23 protein-coding genes and 2 tRNA genes are annotated in these 17,473 nt (G+C 37.0%); 19 read left to right on the top strand and 6 right to left on the bottom strand.

Translation table 11 applies throughout. The annotated features are described in order from the left end of the window. Positions 1–35: 35 nt before the first annotated feature. The gene (locus tag PPA04_RS07590) at positions 36–536 is read left to right on the top strand and encodes an NUDIX hydrolase (RefSeq protein WP_057784663.1); all 501 of its coding nucleotides are present in this window, start codon (positions 36–38) and stop codon (positions 534–536) included. 103 nt (positions 537–639) lie between these two features. Here the strand turns inward: PPA04_RS07590 and PPA04_RS07595 are convergent, their stop codons facing one another. The 3 genes from PPA04_RS07595 to PPA04_RS07605 form a co-directional block, all read right to left on the bottom strand. Then, a complete protein-coding gene (locus PPA04_RS07595) occupies positions 640–852 on the bottom strand; it encodes a hypothetical protein (protein WP_057784664.1) in 213 nt (70 codons plus the stop codon). A gap of 142 nt (positions 853–994) precedes the next feature. Continuing rightward, entirely contained in the window at positions 995–1,261 is a 267-nt protein-coding gene (locus tag PPA04_RS07600) for a hypothetical protein (RefSeq protein WP_057784665.1), read from the bottom strand. 74 nt (positions 1,262–1,335) lie between these two features. Further along, on the bottom strand, positions 1,336–1,527 hold the full coding sequence (locus PPA04_RS07605; protein WP_057784666.1) for a hypothetical protein: 192 nt from the start codon (positions 1,525–1,527) through the stop codon (positions 1,336–1,338). Positions 1,528–1,743: 216 nt separating this feature from the next. Between PPA04_RS07605 and PPA04_RS07610 the strand changes: the two genes are divergently transcribed. After that, entirely contained in the window at positions 1,744–2,469 is a 726-nt protein-coding gene (locus PPA04_RS07610; RefSeq protein ID WP_057784667.1) for a winged helix-turn-helix domain-containing protein, read from the top strand. Positions 2,470–2,477: 8 nt separating this feature from the next. Then, a complete protein-coding gene (locus PPA04_RS07615; protein WP_057784684.1) occupies positions 2,478–3,932 on the top strand; it encodes an ATP-binding protein in 1,455 nt (484 codons plus the stop codon). 74 nt (positions 3,933–4,006) lie between these two features. Here PPA04_RS07615 and PPA04_RS07620 read toward each other — a convergent pair whose 3' ends face one another. Then, entirely contained in the window at positions 4,007–4,873 is an 867-nt protein-coding gene (locus PPA04_RS07620) for a class II fructose-bisphosphate aldolase (RefSeq protein ID WP_057784668.1), read from the bottom strand. Positions 4,874–5,270: 397 nt separating this feature from the next. Between PPA04_RS07620 and PPA04_RS07625 the strand changes: the two genes are divergently transcribed. From PPA04_RS07625 to PPA04_RS07645, 5 genes are all read left to right on the top strand, one after another. Continuing rightward, positions 5,271–6,140: a GRP family sugar transporter gene (locus PPA04_RS07625; RefSeq protein WP_057784669.1), complete on the top strand. Its 870-nt coding sequence runs from the start codon at positions 5,271–5,273 to the stop codon at positions 6,138–6,140. Positions 6,141–6,301: 161 nt separating this feature from the next. Beyond that, complete coding sequence (locus PPA04_RS07630; protein WP_057784670.1) at positions 6,302–7,657, top strand: glucose-6-phosphate isomerase; 1,356 nt, start codon at positions 6,302–6,304, stop codon at positions 7,655–7,657. A 185-nt stretch (positions 7,658–7,842) separates the two neighbouring features. Then, complete coding sequence (locus tag PPA04_RS07635) at positions 7,843–8,175, top strand: toxin-antitoxin system HicB family antitoxin (RefSeq protein WP_057784671.1); 333 nt, start codon at positions 7,843–7,845, stop codon at positions 8,173–8,175. A 242-nt stretch (positions 8,176–8,417) separates the two neighbouring features. Continuing rightward, on the top strand, positions 8,418–9,251 hold the full coding sequence (locus PPA04_RS07640) for an SPFH domain-containing protein (RefSeq protein ID WP_057784685.1): 834 nt from the start codon (positions 8,418–8,420) through the stop codon (positions 9,249–9,251). A gap of 57 nt (positions 9,252–9,308) precedes the next feature. After that, a complete protein-coding gene (locus tag PPA04_RS07645; protein WP_057784672.1) occupies positions 9,309–10,037 on the top strand; it encodes a hypothetical protein in 729 nt (242 codons plus the stop codon). A gap of 47 nt (positions 10,038–10,084) precedes the next feature. Here PPA04_RS07645 and PPA04_RS07650 read toward each other — a convergent pair. Continuing rightward, positions 10,085–10,156, bottom strand: a tRNA-Gln gene (locus PPA04_RS07650). Positions 10,157–10,280: 124 nt separating this feature from the next. On the opposite strand from PPA04_RS07650, the gene PPA04_RS07655 reads away from it, so the two are divergent. The 3 genes from PPA04_RS07655 to PPA04_RS07665 all read left to right on the top strand — a co-directional run bounded on the left by PPA04_RS07655 (position 10,281) and on the right by PPA04_RS07665 (position 10,932). Continuing rightward, entirely contained in the window at positions 10,281–10,610 is a 330-nt protein-coding gene (locus PPA04_RS07655; protein ID WP_057784673.1) for a hypothetical protein, read from the top strand. Next, positions 10,603–10,809: a hypothetical protein gene (locus tag PPA04_RS07660; protein ID WP_057784674.1), complete on the top strand. Its 207-nt coding sequence runs from the start codon at positions 10,603–10,605 to the stop codon at positions 10,807–10,809. The genes PPA04_RS07655 and PPA04_RS07660 overlap by 8 nt, the downstream gene beginning before the upstream one ends. Before the next feature lie 50 nt (positions 10,810–10,859). Beyond that, positions 10,860–10,932, top strand: a tRNA-Glu gene (locus PPA04_RS07665). Between the two features lie 112 nt (positions 10,933–11,044). On the opposite strand, the gene PPA04_RS07670 is transcribed toward PPA04_RS07665, so the two are convergent. Beyond that, positions 11,045–11,377: a bacteriocin immunity family protein gene (locus PPA04_RS07670; protein WP_057784675.1), complete on the bottom strand. Its 333-nt coding sequence runs from the start codon at positions 11,375–11,377 to the stop codon at positions 11,045–11,047. Positions 11,378–11,577: 200 nt separating this feature from the next. Between PPA04_RS07670 and PPA04_RS07675 the strand changes: the two genes are divergently transcribed. The 8 genes from PPA04_RS07675 to PPA04_RS07710 all read left to right on the top strand — a co-directional run bounded on the left by PPA04_RS07675 (position 11,578) and on the right by PPA04_RS07710 (position 17,353). Next, entirely contained in the window at positions 11,578–12,654 is a 1,077-nt protein-coding gene (locus PPA04_RS07675; protein WP_057784676.1) for a S66 family peptidase, read from the top strand. A gap of 147 nt (positions 12,655–12,801) precedes the next feature. Continuing rightward, a complete protein-coding gene (locus PPA04_RS07680) occupies positions 12,802–13,335 on the top strand; it encodes a sigma-70 family RNA polymerase sigma factor (RefSeq protein ID WP_057784677.1) in 534 nt (177 codons plus the stop codon). Then, positions 13,325–14,437 (top strand): DUF4179 domain-containing protein, encoded by a 1,113-nt coding sequence (locus PPA04_RS07685; protein WP_057784678.1) that lies wholly within the window; start codon positions 13,325–13,327, stop codon positions 14,435–14,437. Before PPA04_RS07680 ends, PPA04_RS07685 begins: the two co-directional genes overlap by 11 nt. A gap of 36 nt (positions 14,438–14,473) precedes the next feature. Then, complete coding sequence (locus PPA04_RS07690) at positions 14,474–14,689, top strand: hypothetical protein (protein WP_057784679.1); 216 nt, start codon at positions 14,474–14,476, stop codon at positions 14,687–14,689. A gap of 409 nt (positions 14,690–15,098) precedes the next feature. Further along, positions 15,099–15,533, top strand: a complete 435-nt coding sequence (locus tag PPA04_RS07695; RefSeq protein WP_057784680.1) for a DUF2712 domain-containing protein — start codon at positions 15,099–15,101, stop codon at positions 15,531–15,533. A gap of 72 nt (positions 15,534–15,605) precedes the next feature. Then, positions 15,606–16,406 carry a DUF2705 family protein gene (locus PPA04_RS07700; protein WP_057784681.1) on the top strand — a complete coding sequence of 267 codons (801 nt, stop codon included), beginning with the start codon at positions 15,606–15,608 and terminating at the stop codon, positions 16,404–16,406. Beyond that, positions 16,396–17,118, top strand: a complete 723-nt coding sequence (locus PPA04_RS07705; RefSeq protein WP_057784682.1) for a hypothetical protein — start codon at positions 16,396–16,398, stop codon at positions 17,116–17,118. Before PPA04_RS07700 ends, PPA04_RS07705 begins: the two co-directional genes overlap by 11 nt. Continuing rightward, positions 17,102–17,353: a hypothetical protein gene (locus PPA04_RS07710; RefSeq protein ID WP_057784683.1), complete on the top strand. Its 252-nt coding sequence runs from the start codon at positions 17,102–17,104 to the stop codon at positions 17,351–17,353. The genes PPA04_RS07705 and PPA04_RS07710 overlap by 17 nt, the downstream gene beginning before the upstream one ends. Positions 17,354–17,473 lie beyond the last annotated feature (120 nt).

Below are 17,473 nucleotides of genomic sequence, written 5' to 3' on the forward strand. Positions count from 1 at the left end.
CTTGTTTTCTAAGGCGTTGAAAGTGGGTGTCAAAAATGACTAAGAAGTACCATCGAGCGTTTGGGGTATACGGAATTATTTTTATCGACGGAAAGTTAGTTGTTATTAAGAAAAATGGGGGACCATACATAAATCGGTTTGATTTACCTGGCGGCAGTTTAGAGGACGGTGAATCTTTGGATAAGGCAATTGTCCGCGAAATTGCGGAGGAAACTGGCCTTCAACCGTTGAAAATTAGGCAATTGGGGATAACGAGCTTTAAATATCCTTGGCACTACAAGAAATGGAAATATAACCAACACATCTGTGTATTTTATGATATTCAGCAGTGGCAGGGCGTTGCGGTCGATCATGTTGCTCAATTTATTGGACAAGATTCGCTGGGTGCAAAATTGGTGTCATTGGCAGATTTAAACGAAAAAAACACTTCTCCTTTAGTTTTAAAGGCAAAAGCGTTTTTGAAAAATAATGACAGGTTTGACTCTGCAGATCAAACATTTACAACTTGGAATGTTTTAAAAAAGCCAGTTTATTAGGAGATGTCTTGCCAATATTCTGGCTTTTTTGGCAACTCGTCATAAGTTTGAAATATATTTGGTTTGACATTTGTGTGTTTTAACTCAGAAAGAGATCGCCAAACTAGTGACCGTCCTTTATTTGTTTGTCAGTGACATTTAAGTAAATTCCTAACCCAACAATTCCTACCACGGCAATCCACAAAATCACCCACCAAAAAGTTAAAAATAGTGACATGACGGTGGCTAACAGTATCAACGGGGCCAGAAATTTTGTGAGGCCATATAATAGTTTTAACATGAAGAAAAACATCAGCATTGTTAGTAATACCAGCATATTCTACCACGACCTTTCTTACTGGATATTATAGTACACGAAATCGGATTGAGGTACTCTAGATATAAGAAACGAGTGATTAATCATGAGTAACTAAAAGAGCCTACCGTGTATCATTTTGCGGCAGGCTCTGTATTTAAACTTACTTGTGGTCTAATTTTTCACTAAGATAGTCTCCATCTTCATGAACACTATCTTGTGACTCATCATAAAGTAAGTGATCCAAATGGTTTTCTTCTAAGTCGTTGTTTTCATTGGGATTAGGGATAGAATCCAGCGTTTGCTTTGGTGATTTTTCACCAGGTTCCATAGGATTATCGTTTTGTTCATCATAACTCATATTACTGTCAGGGGCGCCATTGCGCTTCTTATCCTGTTTAAAAGTTTCTTTAATATGTTCATCATCCATATTGGCCACTTCCTTAGCTAATTTTTGGGGACAACTTCGCTATATAAGTTTGAAAATAATGTGAGCGAGTTGTACTAAACGACTTGTTTTTGTCGTTTTAACTCGCTATACGGAATAATAAAGCTGGTTTCAGCAACATCTGTCAGGAAAACTTGCCAAGTACTTTCTTCATCTAGTAAACGAGTATCTACTTTTTTGACATAAGCGATTTGATTCTCATTTACATACAGAACTTCATCATCGGTGGTTTGAACTCTGAGTAACATTAAATATCTCCTCTCAAATAACCTTGACTGTCAACTATACGCAAAGTTTAACATGTCTTGAGGGAGTTTATAATTTTCGTGCTTATTGAAAAACTTTTATTTACGATTAATCTAAAAATGGTATGCTAGTTTGAAAATTAGGCAAAACACTTCTATGTTTAAATGAACGTTTGAATTATACTAGGATCATGGAGAAATTTGTAAAGAGGGGTACGTATGAAAATTTTAATGATTGAAGACAACAAATCGGTGTCCGAAATGATGGGCATGTTTTTTAAAAAAGAACAGTGGGATGCATCTTTTGCATATGATGGTAACGAAGCGGTTGAGATGTTTAAGAGTGCACCAAATGATTGGGACATGATTACACTTGATTTAAACTTACCTGGAAAAGACGGCATGGAAGTTAGTTCGGAGATTCGACAAATTTCAAAAACTGTGCCGATCATTATGCTGACGGCAAGGGATTCGGAAAGTGATCAAGTTCTTGGCCTTGAGATGGGCGCTGACGATTATGTCACTAAGCCGTTCAGTCCAATTACCTTAATTGCCAGAATCAAAGCTTTGCATCGGCGTGCACAAATGGGCACAACGAGCAGCACAGAAGAAACGGACAATCAACAAACCAATTACGATGTTGAGACAGGAAGCTTTAAGTTAAGTTCTTCAACTAGAGAGGCTTATTTAGATGATAAATTAATTCCTGATTTAACACCCAAAGAATTTGATTTGTTGAAAACCTTAGCGCAAAAGCCAAAACAAGTTTTTTCCCGGGAACAATTACTCCAATTAGTTTGGAATTATGAGTTTTATGGGGATGAAAGAACTGTTGATGCGCATATTAAAAAGTTACGGCAGAAAATTGAAAAAGTAGGACCACAGGTGATCCAAACAGTTTGGGGAGTCGGATATAAGTTCGATGATAGCAAAGCGGGGGATTAAACATGCGTTTGAAACTGCTATATCAACAGATGTTAGCTTTTTTTGCGGTAATTTTTACAACCGTAATTATATTTGGGTTGGCATTTATTCAGTTTTCCAATCGAATGGTTTATCAAGATACTTGGAAGCAGCTTGAAAGTTATGCCGATAGTGTTTTTCAACAATCAGTTGTGGTGAATTCTAGTGGCGAATTTGAAGGAATCCAACTGGGCGGCTTACAAAATAGTGAACGGTTGCTGGCAAACCAAGCAATTCATTTTTCAATTTATATCAAGAAAAATACGATTGCTTATCCGAAAAATGGTTTTTCCCCAGTTATCAATAAAAGCCAGTGGAAAAAGCTGAAAAGTGGTGAAACACTGACAACAAAATCTGCCCGGCGCTTTAATCGTACTGGAAAAAGCAAAACGCAATCGATGACGGACATCATCAAACCGTACAGAAATGAAAACGGTGAATTGATTGCGGTCGTTTTAGTGGGTTCGCCGGTTGCTAATATTCAGTCCAATATGCGAAAAATCCAACATAATTTATTAATAGCTTTTCTTATTTCTGGACTGGCAGCAATTTTTATTGCCTACGGGCTGGCCAAATATTCGGTTTCGCGGATTGACCGTATCCGAAAGGCGGCTCACAAAATTGGCGAAGGTAATTTTGATATTACGGTGCCAACAAAAGGTAATGATGAAATCGATGGTTTAGCATCAGACTTTAATCATATGACGAAATCACTTAAGGCGTCGAACGAAGAAATCAAGCGTCAGGAACAGCGACGGCGAGAATTTCTTGCGGATGCTGCGCATGAAATGCGAACCCCTCTGACGACAATTAATGGTCTTTTGGAAGGGTTAACCTATGATGCCATTCCAGAAGAAAGTCGTGAAGAGAGTCTACAATTGATGAGCAATGAAACCAAGCGCTTAATTCGATTGGTCAACGATAATTTGGATTACGAAAAAATTCGGACAAATCAAATCATTTTAAACCGTCATGAGATTCGGGTCCATGAGGTTGTGAATAATTTAGTTGAACAGTTACAAAAAAAGGCCCATGAGGCAAAAGATCAGTTTGTCACCCAGGTTGCTGACAATGTCACGGTTTATGCGGACTATGATAGATTTGTGCAAATAATGTTCAACATCATGCAAAACTCGATTCAGTTTACGAATGGCGGTATAATAACGATTACGGCTCATAATGATAAAGATAAAAATTGTGTCATTTCGATTAGCGATACGGGCATTGGCATGTCGGATGATCAAATGAAGAACATTTGGGAACGATATTACAAGGCTGATGCCTCTAGGAAAAACACCAAGTATGGGGAATCTGGTTTGGGCATGGCAATTGTGCATCAACTTGTTAAGGCTCATAAAGGGACAATCAATGTTTCTAGTGAATTAGGCAAAGGGACCACATTTACGCTTCAATTACCTTGTGAAGATAAAAAAACAGAAAGCTAAGAGGCTTAACTTTCTGTGACAAGCAATAAAAAAAGCAGGAATTCAATTGAATTCCTGCTTTTATATTAGCTAGATTATTTAGCAGCTGGAGTACCGAACCATTCGATACGGCTCTCAACTGTGTCTTTAATAGCTTTTGTACCAGGTGCAAGTAACTTACGAGGGTCATAACCTTTAATATCATTTTGGTCATGTCCTTCTTCAATATACTTACGAGTTGCAGCTGCGAAAGCCATCTGGCATTCAGTGTTAACGTTAACCTTTGCAACACCCATTGAAATAGCTTTTTGGATTTGTTCCTTAGGAATTCCTGAACCACCATGTAAAACAAGTGGAGTAGAAATTACGTCAGCTAATTCTTGGAGACGTTCGAATTTCAAGCCCTTCCAGTTTTCTGGATATTGGCCATGAATATTACCAATTCCACAAGCAAGGTAGTCAACACCAGTTGCGGCGATTTGTTTAGCTTCTTCAACATCAGCTAATTCACCTTCACCAATGATACCGTCTTCTTCTCCACCGATTGAACCAACTTCAGCTTCAACGGACATACCTTTAGCATGTGCCAACTTAACGATTTCCTTAGTTTTTTCTAAGTTTTCTGCAAATGGTAAATCATGGCCATCAAACATAACTGAGTTGTAACCAACTTCGATACATTCTTTAGCAGCTTCGTAGTTACCATGGTCTAAATGCATGATAACTGGAACTGTGATGTTCATTGATTTAATGGTTTGTTGAACTAAGTTTAAACAAAGTTCGTAACCACCCATGTACTTTGCAGCTCCCATAGAAGTTTGGATCAAAACTGGAGTGCCTTTTTCTTGAGCAGCGCCAAGAATTGCACGTGTCCATTCCAAGTTGTTAGTGTTAAAAGCACCAACAGCGTAGTGACCTTTGCGAGCTTCAGCAAAGATTTCGTTACCATTAACTAATGACATAAATAAAATCCTCCCAAAATATATTACAACGATGTGTAAAAAGGTTGCATTAAACGTACACATTTATTTTAACACATTTGATTATTAAAATGCAGACCAATTTTCAAGCGTTATTTATGGGAGAAACAGAAATGAAATAACGGTGATAATTACGAATAAAAGATAAACGAATAGACAAAATTGGCTAAATTGGGAGCATTTTTGGCCTATGCCAATATTTTAATGAACAAAAAATAAGTGCGTTGAAACCTGGTCGTATCAGCTGTTTATATATATTTAAACTGGTATATCAATTAAATTTAATAATTTATCACTTGTAAAAACAGTTACTTTCCTGTTAAAATGTTTCTTTGTCTTGGTATAGGCTTTAATTTAAAGAGAATAAGGAGAATTTATAATGGGTATCATAATTGCACTGATCCCAGCAATAGCTTGGGGTAGTATTGGACTAGTGTCAGGTCGTCTTGGCGGATCGGCACCTCAACAAACTTTAGGAATGACAATGGGTGCTGTGGTTTTTGCGGTATTTACTTGGTTTTTATACCAACCAACATTATCAGCTAAAGTTTGGATTGCAGGAATTATTTCCGGTTTATTCTGGGCAGTTGGACAAGGGATGCAGTTTACCTCAATGAAAAAAATTGGGGTTTCTAAAACTGTGCCTCTTTCAACTGGGTTGCAATTGGCCGGTAATGCTTTAGCAGGAGTGTTAATTTGGCACGAGTGGACTACTGGAAAAATGATTACCATGGGAACCGTTGCTGTGATCGCATTGATTGCAGGTGCCACGTTTACTTCTTTACGAGATAAAAGCGATCCAGAACATAATAAGGATGAAGATATGGCTGCTGGTATTCGGGCATTGGTGATTTCCACAATTGGTTACATTGGCTATACTGTGGTTGTACGCTTTGCTGATGTGAATGCCAAAGCAGTTATTTTGCCACAAGCGATCGGAATGCTTGCCGGAGCCGTTGTTTTTGTATTTGTTTCAAAAGCAGCCGTTACGGCATTCAAAGATAGTCATACTTGGAAAAATGTCATCACTGGTTTAGTTTGGGGAATTGGGAACATTTTCATGTTCTTAGCAATTCCAAGTGTCGGTTTGGCAATTAGTTATTCACTTGCTCAAGCCGGAATCGTTATTTCAACATTCGGTAGCATCTGGTTCTTAGGTGAACACAAAACGCATCGTGAAATGCAGTATGTTATTTTTGGATCAGTTTTGATTATTGTGGGGTCAACCTTGTTGGCAATTATGAAGTAAATTGATTAATGGTAAAAACAGTAGAAATACTGCTTTTTTTATACATTTTTTAGAAAGTAGCAATTTTGAGTTGAACAATTTTGGTCACGCTTCAAATTTTAGTAATCGGGTGTATAATAAATTGATGGAACATTAAAAATACAAAGTGAGGTAAGTAAACAATGGCACATATTTCGTTTGACGGTTCAGCTGTTTCAAAGTTTGTTCATTATAATGAACTTGCTGAAATGCAACCCCTAGTTACTGCAGCAGATAAAGAATTACGTGAAGGTACTGGTGCTGGAAATGATTTCCGTGGATTCATTGATTTACCAGTTGATTATGATAAAAATGAATTTGCACGTATCAAGGCAGCAGCAAAAAAAATTCAGAATAATTCTGAGGTTTTTGTTGCTATCGGTATTGGTGGCTCATATTTAGGTGCACGTGCAGCAATTGATTTTCTTGGAAATACTTTCTACAACTTGCTCCCTAAGGAACAACGTAACGGCATTCCCCAAGTATTCTTTGCTGGAAACTCAATTAGTTCAACTTACTTAACAGATTTAGTAAACTTGATTGGCGATCGTGACTTTTCGATCAATGTTATTTCAAAATCAGGTACAACTACTGAACCTTCAATTGCTTTCCGTGTACTGAAGGACAAGTTAATTGCTAAATACGGTAAAGATGGTGCTAAGGAACGAATCTTTGCGACAACTGATAAAGCTAAGGGTGCTTTGAAGACGGAATCTGATGCAGAAGGTTATGAAGAGTACGTTGTACCTGATGATATTGGTGGACGGTTCTCAGTTCTTTCTGCTGTCGGTTTATTACCAATTGCTGTTGCTGGTGGTGACATTGATCAATTAATGAAGGGTGCTGCTGACGCTCGCGACGCATATAAAGATCCCGACGTTACAAAGAATGACGCTTACAAGTATGCTGCATTACGTAACATCTTGTATCGTAAGGGTTACACAACTGAATTGTTAGAAAACTTCGAACCAACATTGCAATACTTTGGCGAGTGGTGGAAACAATTGATGGGTGAGTCAGAAGGAAAAGACCAAAAGGGTATCTATCCTTCATCAGCTAACTTCTCAACTGATTTACATTCACTTGGTCAGTATATTCAAGAAGGACGTCGTAACCTTATGGAAACCGTTGTGAATGTTGACAAGCCTAACCATGATTTAAACATTCCTAAGGAAGATAAGAATCTTGACGGGCTTAAGTATCTTGAAGGTCGAACAATGGATGAAGTTAATAAGAAGGCTCATCAAGGTGTTACCTTAGCTCATAATGATGGTGGCGTTCCTGTTATGAATGTTAATATTCCTCAACAGGATGCTTACACATTGGGCTACTTGATCTACTTCTTTGAAGCAGCTGTTGGTATTTCTGGGTACTTGAATGGAATTAATCCATTCAACCAACCCGGTGTTGAAGCCTATAAAAATAATATGTTTGCTTTACTTGGCCGTCCCGGCTATGAAGCACAAACAAAAGAACTCAACGAACGCCTTGGTAAATAAGACTTTCTAGTAGTTTAACAAAATAAGTTCTGCAGAATTGATATGAGTTTCATGACTTGTCATTTTGCAGAGCTTTTTTATGATTTCAAACTAAAACTATTTTTGGTAATTTTTAATTGACTTTCGGAAGAAAAACCTTTACTATTATGGTGATATCAAGCTGATATTAAGTGAGGTGACCGGGATTGGCGAATGACCAAAAAGATAAGCGGTTTTTATTACGTTTGGATCAGTCTCTTTATGATCGGTTAGCAGAAGAAGCCAATCGAGCTAATCAAAGTGTGAATATGTATATTGTAAGTTTGTTGTCAGAAAATCACGGTAAAAAAAGTTTTGAAAATCGCCAGATAATTGGCAAGACTGTTTCTGGTTCGGATGTCAATATGGAAAACGGTCTGGTTCTGGTAACGGGAATTTATTATCGTTATTTAATTAACGATAATTCTGATGTTGATGATAAGGCTAAATATGCTGTGATTGAGGCAAATGGAAATATCTTAACGTTACAAAAAATTTAGCCATTTGGGGGAGATAAGGAATGGCAAATCAACAAAAAAAGCCGTTTGGTGCACTGGGAGAAATTATGACCGCTGCGATGAACGGTGATTACTCAGCGCAATACAATAAGGTACAACAGGCTGCTATAAAACGTAGACAACGTTCGACACAAAAACTCGCTAAGGAAGATGAACGTCATACGCAAAATAAGCCTGAGAGAACAGTTCATGCACGAATACCAAAAAATCGGAGGAGCTTTACTATGCCATTTGGACTTAGAATTGTACCACAAAATAATCGAGGATTAGTTGAAACATTAGGGAAATACAAACGCAGTGTTGATCCAGGATTCCATTTTTACTTTCCATTTTTCCAAAAGATCAGAAATGTGAGTTTGGCAATGGAACCCCTCGCACTGCCTAACTATTCTATTATCACAAAAGATAATGCAGACGTTTCAGCAAGCTTGACGCTAAATTTCCATATCACAGATCCGGTGAAATATCAGTATGAAAATACGGATTCTGTTGAATCAATGGCGCAATTAGTTCGGGGACATTTACGAGATATTATTGGCCGAATGGATTTGAATGAAGCATTAGGGTCAACTGCTAAAATCAACCAGGAGTTGACATTGGCAATTGGCGATTTGACCAATACGTACGGAATTAATGTGGATCGAATTAATATTGACGAATTGACACCTTCACGTGCAATCCAAGAAGCGATGGACAAACAATTGACGGCTGATCGTGAACGGGTTGCCACAATTGCAAAGGCCGAAGGAGAAGCCAAATCAATTGAGTTAACTACCAAGGCTAAGAATGATGCGTTGATGGCAACTGCTAAAGCCGAAGCGGATGCAACAAAAACGCGAGCTAATGCGGAGCGTTATCGAATTGATACAGTTCAGGCTGGATTGGCAGAGGCGACAGACAAGTATTTCCAAAACCAGTCAATCAATGCCTTTTCTGATTTGGCGAAATCAAATACCAATATGGTTGTGGTGCCTTCGGATAGTTCTGATGAATTTGGTAAAATTCCAGTTATTGGTAAACTATTAGGAACTAAAGATGACCAACCACATAATTTATAAATTTAAATATTAATTCATAAAGCTACTACGAGTTTGTTCGGGTGGCTTTTTGTACATATGAAAAAACGAATAGGGTGTGAGAATGCGCGAACACAAACAAAGATCAATTTTGTAGAAGGCCTGACCGGCGCTGTTTTATTAATTTTACTGTATATGCGAATTAATAATTATTATCAACTCACACATAGATGGGTTACGACGTATACCTCGCAGCTGCGTTTTTACATTCTTTCTTTGTGGATTCTGGTTGGATTGATGGTTATTTTTATGGTAATTTTCTTCGTCTATTCTGACCGTTCACAGCCTCAAAAAAATTGGGGATTAGCAGTGGCGCTGCTAATTGTGGGTGCCGGGGTTGTGTTTCAATTCTTGAATCAGCCAGATTATACGAAGCAGCATGTGACACCAATTCCACTTTCAGTTAATCAGTTTATGAAAAAGGTATATGCAAAAAAATATAGTTCCTATGAAGATGGGTTTTACTTTTATAATCCGGATAGCAAATATTATAAGCAAACTAGAAAAGAAGTTCGAAGATACTCTTTAAGTAGTCAGACAGATTTATATTGTGCGAATTTAAAATCTTTACGGCGCAAGCTTGGTTCAAAACGTTATCAAGCGTTAATCACCAAATTAAAGATTAAGAGTGGTAATGCGATTGTCTTTACCTATCGAGAGGACGGCAAGAATAAGGTTAAAGTATTTAACAGATTACAGGACCGACAAGTTTCATTGCGTTTTGTCCACTACTTAAATGGTGATGAAACCGTAAATTTCTTCGGATAAAAAAGGCCTCAAGGCATTGAAAAACAACGCTTTGAGGTCTATTAATATTGGGCATACTGGGATCGAACCAGTAAATTACGGATTCAGAGTCCGTGGCCTTACCATTTGGCGAATGCCCACTAAATTTACCTATATAAGTTTACCGTTTTTCTGTAAAACTGTCAACATATGTTTACAACCATTCTTTATAAACTGACAAGCACTCAGCTTTTTGCTACAATAAGACTGTTATGAGGTGAAAATATGGCTACAAATTCTGATTCGATTTATAATGTTTTATCACAAATTCGTGAGTATCCAGAACGTGCTGAAGTGAATACCTTAGGATATACAAATGTTGTGCAATTAAAAATCAGTGATAGCATCCCAGTTGCTAATCCAGAAATATACTTTCCTGACGAAACTTTGCTAGTTGACCGACTTTCGGATGAGTTTGTTGATAAATATAACGTTTTGATGGACTACTTTAATGGTTTAACGAAGAAGCCAATGAAAAGCTATCATGAGGTTTGGGTAACGACTGCACACGTTGTTGGAAAGAAAGCATATATGCTTGAGCTGACCTATGAGTAACCGTGAGCTTAAGGTTACTTTGGCAGATACAAAAGAAAAGTTAGTTATCTGGGCAGTCATTGCAATTTTGTGTGTGGTCAGTGAAAATCTGCTGAACTTTGCTTTTATCCCGTATATTCTGATCGCGATATTTATATACTGGATCTATCTTTTTGTTACTTTTGTTTATTTGACCATTTTAAAAATGAAAGGAAGCTAAGGTATTGACTTTGTGGCTCAAATAAGATAAATTAGAACAGTACTATTTTTGCCCGCTGGTCAAATTGGTTTAAGACGTCGCCCTCTCAAGGCGGAGCTACGGGTTCGAACCCCGTGCGGGCTATTATAAAACTGGAAAAGGGCTTCAAACCATTGCAATATCAGTGGTTTGAAGCCCTTTTTTATAGCTCTGTGTACTTTTTTTTGAAATGCAGGTCTAACTAATTTTTAAGAAGTTACCATATCTTGTCACTATTCAAAGGAGATCGTACATAACCAGAAAGAATACCCAAATTCCGTCTTGTTTGAAGATCTAATTTAGTTGCATCAGCATCGTCTGCGACAAAATCATAGATAGTTTTAAGAATTGTCGCGACTTTGTGCTGTGTTAAATAGAGATTTGTAATGCCCAGCGAAAGCTCAACTGCAATTTTTGTGTAATCTTCATGATTATGAAGTTGAGTTGCGGCGGTTGTGATAGTATTTTGAATTTTTGGATCAGATTTAAATTCTGGTTCAAAAAATGCTTTACCAATTAGTTCGGAAAGTTGCTGATATTTTTCGTTCATTGTAAATTCCCCCATAAGTGTATTTTGTCTTTTACAAATACATCTCTATGGTACACCATTTAGTGTGGCTATGCCAAAACTAAAATGATAACATGGCATTGTATCGCGGATTATGAAAGTTGTTATGTTGGTTACCACACCAATTGGCAGTATAGTATTTGTTAAATACACAAAATATATAATGCGAGGAATGAACGCCCATGTTAAAAAAGCCTCAAGTCTTAACCCCGAATAGTAAAATTGCGATTGTCAGTTTGTCTAGTGGAACGCTTGGCGAAAGCTTTGCCACCCATCAATTGCAATTAGGAATTAAACGGTTAAAAGAAATGCAATTGCAGCCAGTTTTTATGCCCAACGCACTGAAAGGAATCCAGTATTTAGCTGATCATCCGCAGGCGCGCGCTGATGATTTAAAAACTGCTTTTGCCGATCCAGAAATTAAGGGCATCGTTTGTGCAATTGGTGGCGACGATACTTATCGGCTATTACCTTATCTCTTAGAGGATGAAACATTTGTTCATAATGTCCATTCCCATCCTAAGTTGTTTACTGGCTTTTCAGATACAACAATTAATCATTTGATGTTCTATCAATTAGGAATGCAGAGCTTTTACGGTCCAAATGTTCTGAATGATTTGGCAGAGTTGGATCAAGAAATGCTCCCATACACCAAACACACCTTTATGAATTATTTTAGAAATGAGGCGACAACCTCAATTACATCCAGTGCTATTTGGTATGAGGAACGCGAGGATTTTTCATCTGCAGCTGTCGGAATGCATCGGAAACAGCATATGGAACAAAAAGGGTATGAGGTGTTGAGAGGATCAGGCCAAATTACGGGCCGACTATTGGGTGGTTGTCTCGATAGTTTGTATGATATTTTGTCAGGAACTCGCTATCCTGATGAAAAAGAAGTTACAGAAAAGTATCACTTATTTCCTAGCTTAAACGAGTGGCAAGACAAAATTATGTTTATTGAAACTAGTGAGGAAAAACCCAATCCAGAACTCTATCGCAAAATGTTACTTGCATTAGATGCTGAGGGCATTTTTTCAGCTATTTCAGCAATCCTTGTCGGCAAACCACAGGCAGAAGCCTTTTATGACGAATATAAGCAGATTTTACTGGAAATTACCGATTCATATCAGTTACCTATTTTAACAAATGTCAATTTTGGCCATGCTTATCCAAGGACGGCGCTCCCCTATGGTGGTGAGACACAAGTTGATTTTGACCGGAAAGCCATCACGCTTTTGGAGCCGATGTTTGCATAAAAGGATACTGAACAGTTAAATATTTGATGACAAAAAGTTGCTAGCTAACGATAAAATGTTACTAGCAGCTTTTTATTTAGTTAGTCAAATTTTGTTGCAACTTTTTGGCCCGAACTAACCACTAATAAGTGAAAGGGGGTAAGTCACGTGAATAAAGTAAAAATCAGAACAGTCAAACGGGCTATTCGGGGGGATCAGCAAGCATTTTCCCAACTTGTTTTAGGCCAGGCCGATTATTTAACGCGAACTGGACATCTTTATCTGTCACGCGATGTTGATGTTCAAGATGCTATTAGCGAGACGACACTGATCGCATTGCATTCAATCAGTCAACTGCAGAAACCCGCGCTATTTCGAACTTGGTTAACGCGAATCTTGATTCGTCAGTGTTACCGCAGATATTCAGAACAAGCCCATGAAGTTTGTGATTTGGCAGACCTTCCCGAAATGCCAACGAATTTAGCAAACGTTTCGGTTGATGAAAAATTAGATCTCTTGGGGGGATTAAAACGTTTAAATGACGGCTATCGGCAAGTATTATTAATGTTTTATTATAATGGATTATCCATTCACGAAATTAGCGATCTTATTGGGATGCCAGAAAACACTGTTAAATCACATTTGAAGCGTGGTAAATCTCAACTGAAGACGTGGTTAGGAGGGGACTATTTTGAAAAATGAAAAATTTTCGCAATTGGTTGAGCAACTTAGTCAGGCACAAACTGTGAACCCAAAAGAAACCAAGACAACGATTACGCAAGCGTTATTAAAATCAGGTGTTAGACTAAAACGGCGCCATCACCATGTATTATGGGGATTTGTGACCCTTGCAGTCGCAATTTGCCTGCTAACGCTTAGCGGAATGTACGTAACACCGGTTAATCATGTGATGGCACAAACACCAATTATTGGGAATTTCTTTGCGAAATTTGATGATGATCTGGGAACGATTGTTGAAACTAATGGAAAAACGCAGAATTTGAATCAGACACGAACTTCCAACGGTATGAAGATGACACTAAAAACTGCATATGTACAGGGAAAGACAGTTGCAATTACTGGAACCATCAGTGGAGTTAACGGTGCATGGGATGATTGGTTTGACTTTTACATTGGCCGCGGTGGGGTGAAATTTTCTCAAAGTAGCGCGGATCTTCGGAAGATATCAACAGGACATTATCGTTTTTGGCTAGACGGGACCATTAAAGGCAAAATTCCAAAAAGTACGATTAAGTTTCCAATTGTTTTCACCAGGTTCAAGGGTCATGCTGGGCGTTGGGCATTTAATTTACGGTTAGCACCAAGTAAGGTAAGCACACAAAAGCTTACTGGAAACATTACTTTGGCAAACGGGGACGTCAAATTGAAATTACTTGGAATTGATGAGTATTCTGGAGGAACTGGTTTGTTAAAGGTACAGGAAACACAACGAGTTTCTAAAGATGACTTTCAGTTATTTAAAATTTTCGTTAATGGAAGTCACAAAGATTATATGCTCGCCAATCAAGATCCCATGGTTCTGAGCAAGAAAGGAAAACAACGCATAGTAGGTTATCGAGTAAAAGAGTTGCCAAAACGAATTACAAAAATAACTGTAGAACCAACATTATCCACATGGGGGGTTTCCGCACGAACGGCATTAAGTTCGTTACCAACGACGATCAAAGCAAAACGAACGACGGAAGTTTTCAGATTTAAAAAGCCAACGTTAAGAAATGGTAAATTGACTTTGCGTTATTATTTAACAGGATCCGGATTATCGTCTGATAGAGAACTTATGTGAGACAAAGGAAATCAGCTTAATGGTGCGCTTGCTATCATGGCCAAAACATATCACGATGATGGGAACGATAGTGTTTATGGAAAAGATTACTTGTATGAAGGCCGTCAAAAATTGATTAATGGCAAAACCAATGAATTTGAAGCCACCTATAATTTAACAAAGAAATCAGGTTTGAAAAATCTCAATCTTAACCAGTTACAATTACAGATTGATTATGATGGTTTGCACAGTACACCAAGGATGAAAGAATAGACAATTTCGGTTAAACAAAATTAAAAGGTTCTGATTTTAAAAATTTGCGCGTTTGATTTAAATAAAAAATGATTTAAAGAATTTAAGTCAAATCAAACTTTAACTGCTGGATTTTGAAAGGAAGCACACGACAACTAAATTAGACAAAAAAGATATAAGAATTACGCAGTGATTATATTTTTAATCGTCTTTTAAAAAAATTTGAGTTAAGGGTTCGTTTTTATATTTATCGATAATTTCTATAAAATTATGGAAAAATAAGTTGTTTTTTTAATGAAAGCGCTTTAAAATTAAAACGTGATAGTAACCTTTCTCAATAAATAGGGAGTGCTGCCTATGAAAGAAAATAAAGACTATTTTTGAAGTGGCGTAGTAAAATTGCAGTTGCATACGAGGAATCTAAGGAGAGATGTATTATGAAAACGAAAAAATTACGTCTACCTTGTTTGTTGCATGTTTAAGTTTTGGTTTTATTACTACTTCGGCTTTGGCTGGTAATGATGAACATGGTTATAGTATGCGTGTTTATGGTTTCAAGCAAAAGAGTCACTCGGCTGGTTGGTACAGACAAACAACTAATTATAAAAATAATTGGAAGGTTAAACTAACAAAATCCGGTGAAGGCCCGCATACCATTTCGATTTTTTGGTTGGAAAAAGCAGGCGGTGCAAATGTTAGCCCGATTATCAAAAAGATAGCGGGGAATCCTGAAGCGTACCAAAGGGTCAATCCTTCTTTCCATGGGAAGAAAACCGTGATGCTGACGGCTCAGAATAATAATATTTCAGGTAACGAGTATAATATTCCAGGCTATTGGGATGAAGAGACTGGGAAAATTCAATAATTAAGTTTTATGGTGGTCATCTAATGCAAATTATGTAGATGACCATTATTCTTATTGGTAGGAGGGGTTCTGATGTTTAACTTTGAAATTAGTAAACTTTTAAAAAATTGGCGATTTATTTTCTTTGCTACCTTAATCATACTTGTTCCAGAAATAGATTTGTTAATTCAGCTCAAAAGTCAGATTGAGGCTGGATTTGACACAGCAAAGTTTATATTAAATCCAGCAGAAGTTAGTTTTTTGGCTTCTAATTCTATTGGCCATTATGGGCAAATGGTCCTTATTTGGTTGCTGCCTCTAATTTTATTGAATTTATATACGGATCACCAAGTGTCGGAAGTGAAAAATGGTTATCTTAATGCTACCCTGATTAGGAACAGCAGAAAAAAATTTTATCAAACTAAACTGGCTTTATCGGCCATCATTCCGGCTTTTTTAGTGCTGCTTTCATTAGTGATTAATTTTCTTATAGCGCTGCTTATTTGGCATGGAGGAAAAGATTTTTCTGGCATGGAGGATGAATTGCAACAACTTAAGGTTATTAAACCTTTCCAATTATTAGTATTACAAATGGAACATCCGTACAGTACTGTGGTGATCTATATTTTTATTTTTACGTTATCGGTTGCCATTTTTGGTATGGTTACGCAGGCCATTGTGTTTATGTTCCCCAATTATTACATTGCATATCCCTTTGCATTTCTGTTATGGATTATACAAGTTATGTCACCGTACAGCTCCACTTATTTTATGCAACCCTTCATTGAATACGGATTGAGGTCCATTATTCCGGCTGCAATTGTTTACTTATCTTCTAGTTTGATAGTAATTGGTATTGGGTACTTCAGGCAGGTGAGAGCTGATGTTCTTTGAGAGCAAGAAAAGACTTGGCGTAATTTATTTTTTCCTAATAGGGTTTCTTGGAATTTATTGGTTATCACTAAATAGATATGCACCGAGAATAATAACAAATTTTCGAGATTTTTACACAATTGAAGATACTGTTGCAAATTATCATTATGACGTAGGACAAGCTACCATTTTTTCGCTTATTTTTGCTACAATCATTTTAAAAAGTTATTTGAACATTTATATGAGTGAATTAATACGATCCGATACGCAAAAGTATTATTGGGCTTTTTTTAAATCTGTTTGTATCCAAGCAATTATCTTCACGATTGTTTTTGAAGGTGTGGATTTGATTATGCTATTCATTAGAGTGCAGCATACGTTTTTATTTGAACCCATAATACTGTTAGCATTAGGGGTCCGTTATCTTATTTTTCTGGGTTACTATATAATTCAAGGCTCATTATTATTTTTGGTCATGCAATATACAAAAAATGCTTTAGTAACGATCTTTATTGTTCCGTTTATTAATGTTATTACCCTTGAGTTTTGTCGAACCTTTGAGTTTACCCATCCTATTTCCAGTATGAATACAATTGATTGGCTATGGAAAGGACAATTTGGCTGGCTTACGATTCTAACAGCTTTGTTACAGGTCGTGATTATTATCACCTTGCTAGCTATTTGGAATATTCAAAAATTGAGGAGGGAGGATTTACTTGAAATCACAAAATAAATTATCATTTTTAACTGTTGGCTTGTTAATTTTCTATTTAATACTGGCTAAAAATTATTTATTTGGTAAATTCACTATCCAAAATATCCTTCGTGGTGTTGATTTTAGTGCCACTACTATGCAAACTTTGGTGTTTATCTTCTTCTTTTTTACTATTGCGACACTGAATTTTGCACTTCTTCAATCTTGGTTTTCTGATTGGTTAGTTTTACAACTTATTCGTTACCAAAAATGAGCTATGTCTTTAAAAACTTGAATATAACTATCTGTAAACTTAATATTTTGTTTCACATTATGTTTGTAGTTGTATTTTTTGTTTTTTCGGGATTATTCCATATTTTTTCGTCGGTTTCTT

The sequence above is a fragment of the Pediococcus parvulus genome, assembly GCF_007990205.1.
In the GTDB taxonomy this organism is placed as follows: domain Bacteria; phylum Bacillota; class Bacilli; order Lactobacillales; family Lactobacillaceae; genus Pediococcus; species Pediococcus parvulus.

What these genes read in the sequence shown, in the direction of transcription:
- PPA04_RS07590 (WP_057784663.1), top strand. Translation starts at nt 36, where the DNA reads ATGACTAAGAAGTACCATCGAGCGTTTGGGGTATACGGAATTATTTTT.
- PPA04_RS07595 (WP_057784664.1), bottom strand. Translation starts at nt 852, where the DNA reads ATGCTGGTATTACTAACAATGCTGATGTTTTTCTTCATGTTAAAACTA.
- PPA04_RS07600 (WP_057784665.1), bottom strand. Translation starts at nt 1,261, where the DNA reads ATGGATGATGAACATATTAAAGAAACTTTTAAACAGGATAAGAAGCGC.
- PPA04_RS07605 (WP_057784666.1), bottom strand. Translation starts at nt 1,527, where the DNA reads ATGTTACTCAGAGTTCAAACCACCGATGATGAAGTTCTGTATGTAAAT.
- PPA04_RS07610 (WP_057784667.1), top strand. Translation starts at nt 1,744, where the DNA reads ATGAAAATTTTAATGATTGAAGACAACAAATCGGTGTCCGAAATGATG.
- PPA04_RS07620 (WP_057784668.1), bottom strand. Translation starts at nt 4,873, where the DNA reads ATGTCATTAGTTAATGGTAACGAAATCTTTGCTGAAGCTCGCAAAGGT.
- PPA04_RS07625 (WP_057784669.1), top strand. Translation starts at nt 5,271, where the DNA reads ATGGGTATCATAATTGCACTGATCCCAGCAATAGCTTGGGGTAGTATT.
- PPA04_RS07630 (WP_057784670.1), top strand. Translation starts at nt 6,302, where the DNA reads ATGGCACATATTTCGTTTGACGGTTCAGCTGTTTCAAAGTTTGTTCAT.
- PPA04_RS07640 (WP_057784685.1), top strand. Translation starts at nt 8,418, where the DNA reads ATGCCATTTGGACTTAGAATTGTACCACAAAATAATCGAGGATTAGTT.
- PPA04_RS07645 (WP_057784672.1), top strand. Translation starts at nt 9,309, where the DNA reads ATGAAAAAACGAATAGGGTGTGAGAATGCGCGAACACAAACAAAGATC.
- PPA04_RS07655 (WP_057784673.1), top strand. Translation starts at nt 10,281, where the DNA reads ATGGCTACAAATTCTGATTCGATTTATAATGTTTTATCACAAATTCGT.
- PPA04_RS07660 (WP_057784674.1), top strand. Translation starts at nt 10,603, where the DNA reads ATGAGTAACCGTGAGCTTAAGGTTACTTTGGCAGATACAAAAGAAAAG.
- PPA04_RS07670 (WP_057784675.1), bottom strand. Translation starts at nt 11,377, where the DNA reads ATGAACGAAAAATATCAGCAACTTTCCGAACTAATTGGTAAAGCATTT.
- PPA04_RS07675 (WP_057784676.1), top strand. Translation starts at nt 11,578, where the DNA reads ATGTTAAAAAAGCCTCAAGTCTTAACCCCGAATAGTAAAATTGCGATT.
- PPA04_RS07690 (WP_057784679.1), top strand. Translation starts at nt 14,474, where the DNA reads ATGGCCAAAACATATCACGATGATGGGAACGATAGTGTTTATGGAAAA.
- PPA04_RS07695 (WP_057784680.1), top strand. Translation starts at nt 15,099, where the DNA reads ATGTATTATGAAAACGAAAAAATTACGTCTACCTTGTTTGTTGCATGT.
- PPA04_RS07700 (WP_057784681.1), top strand. Translation starts at nt 15,606, where the DNA reads ATGTTTAACTTTGAAATTAGTAAACTTTTAAAAAATTGGCGATTTATT.
- PPA04_RS07705 (WP_057784682.1), top strand. Translation starts at nt 16,396, where the DNA reads ATGTTCTTTGAGAGCAAGAAAAGACTTGGCGTAATTTATTTTTTCCTA.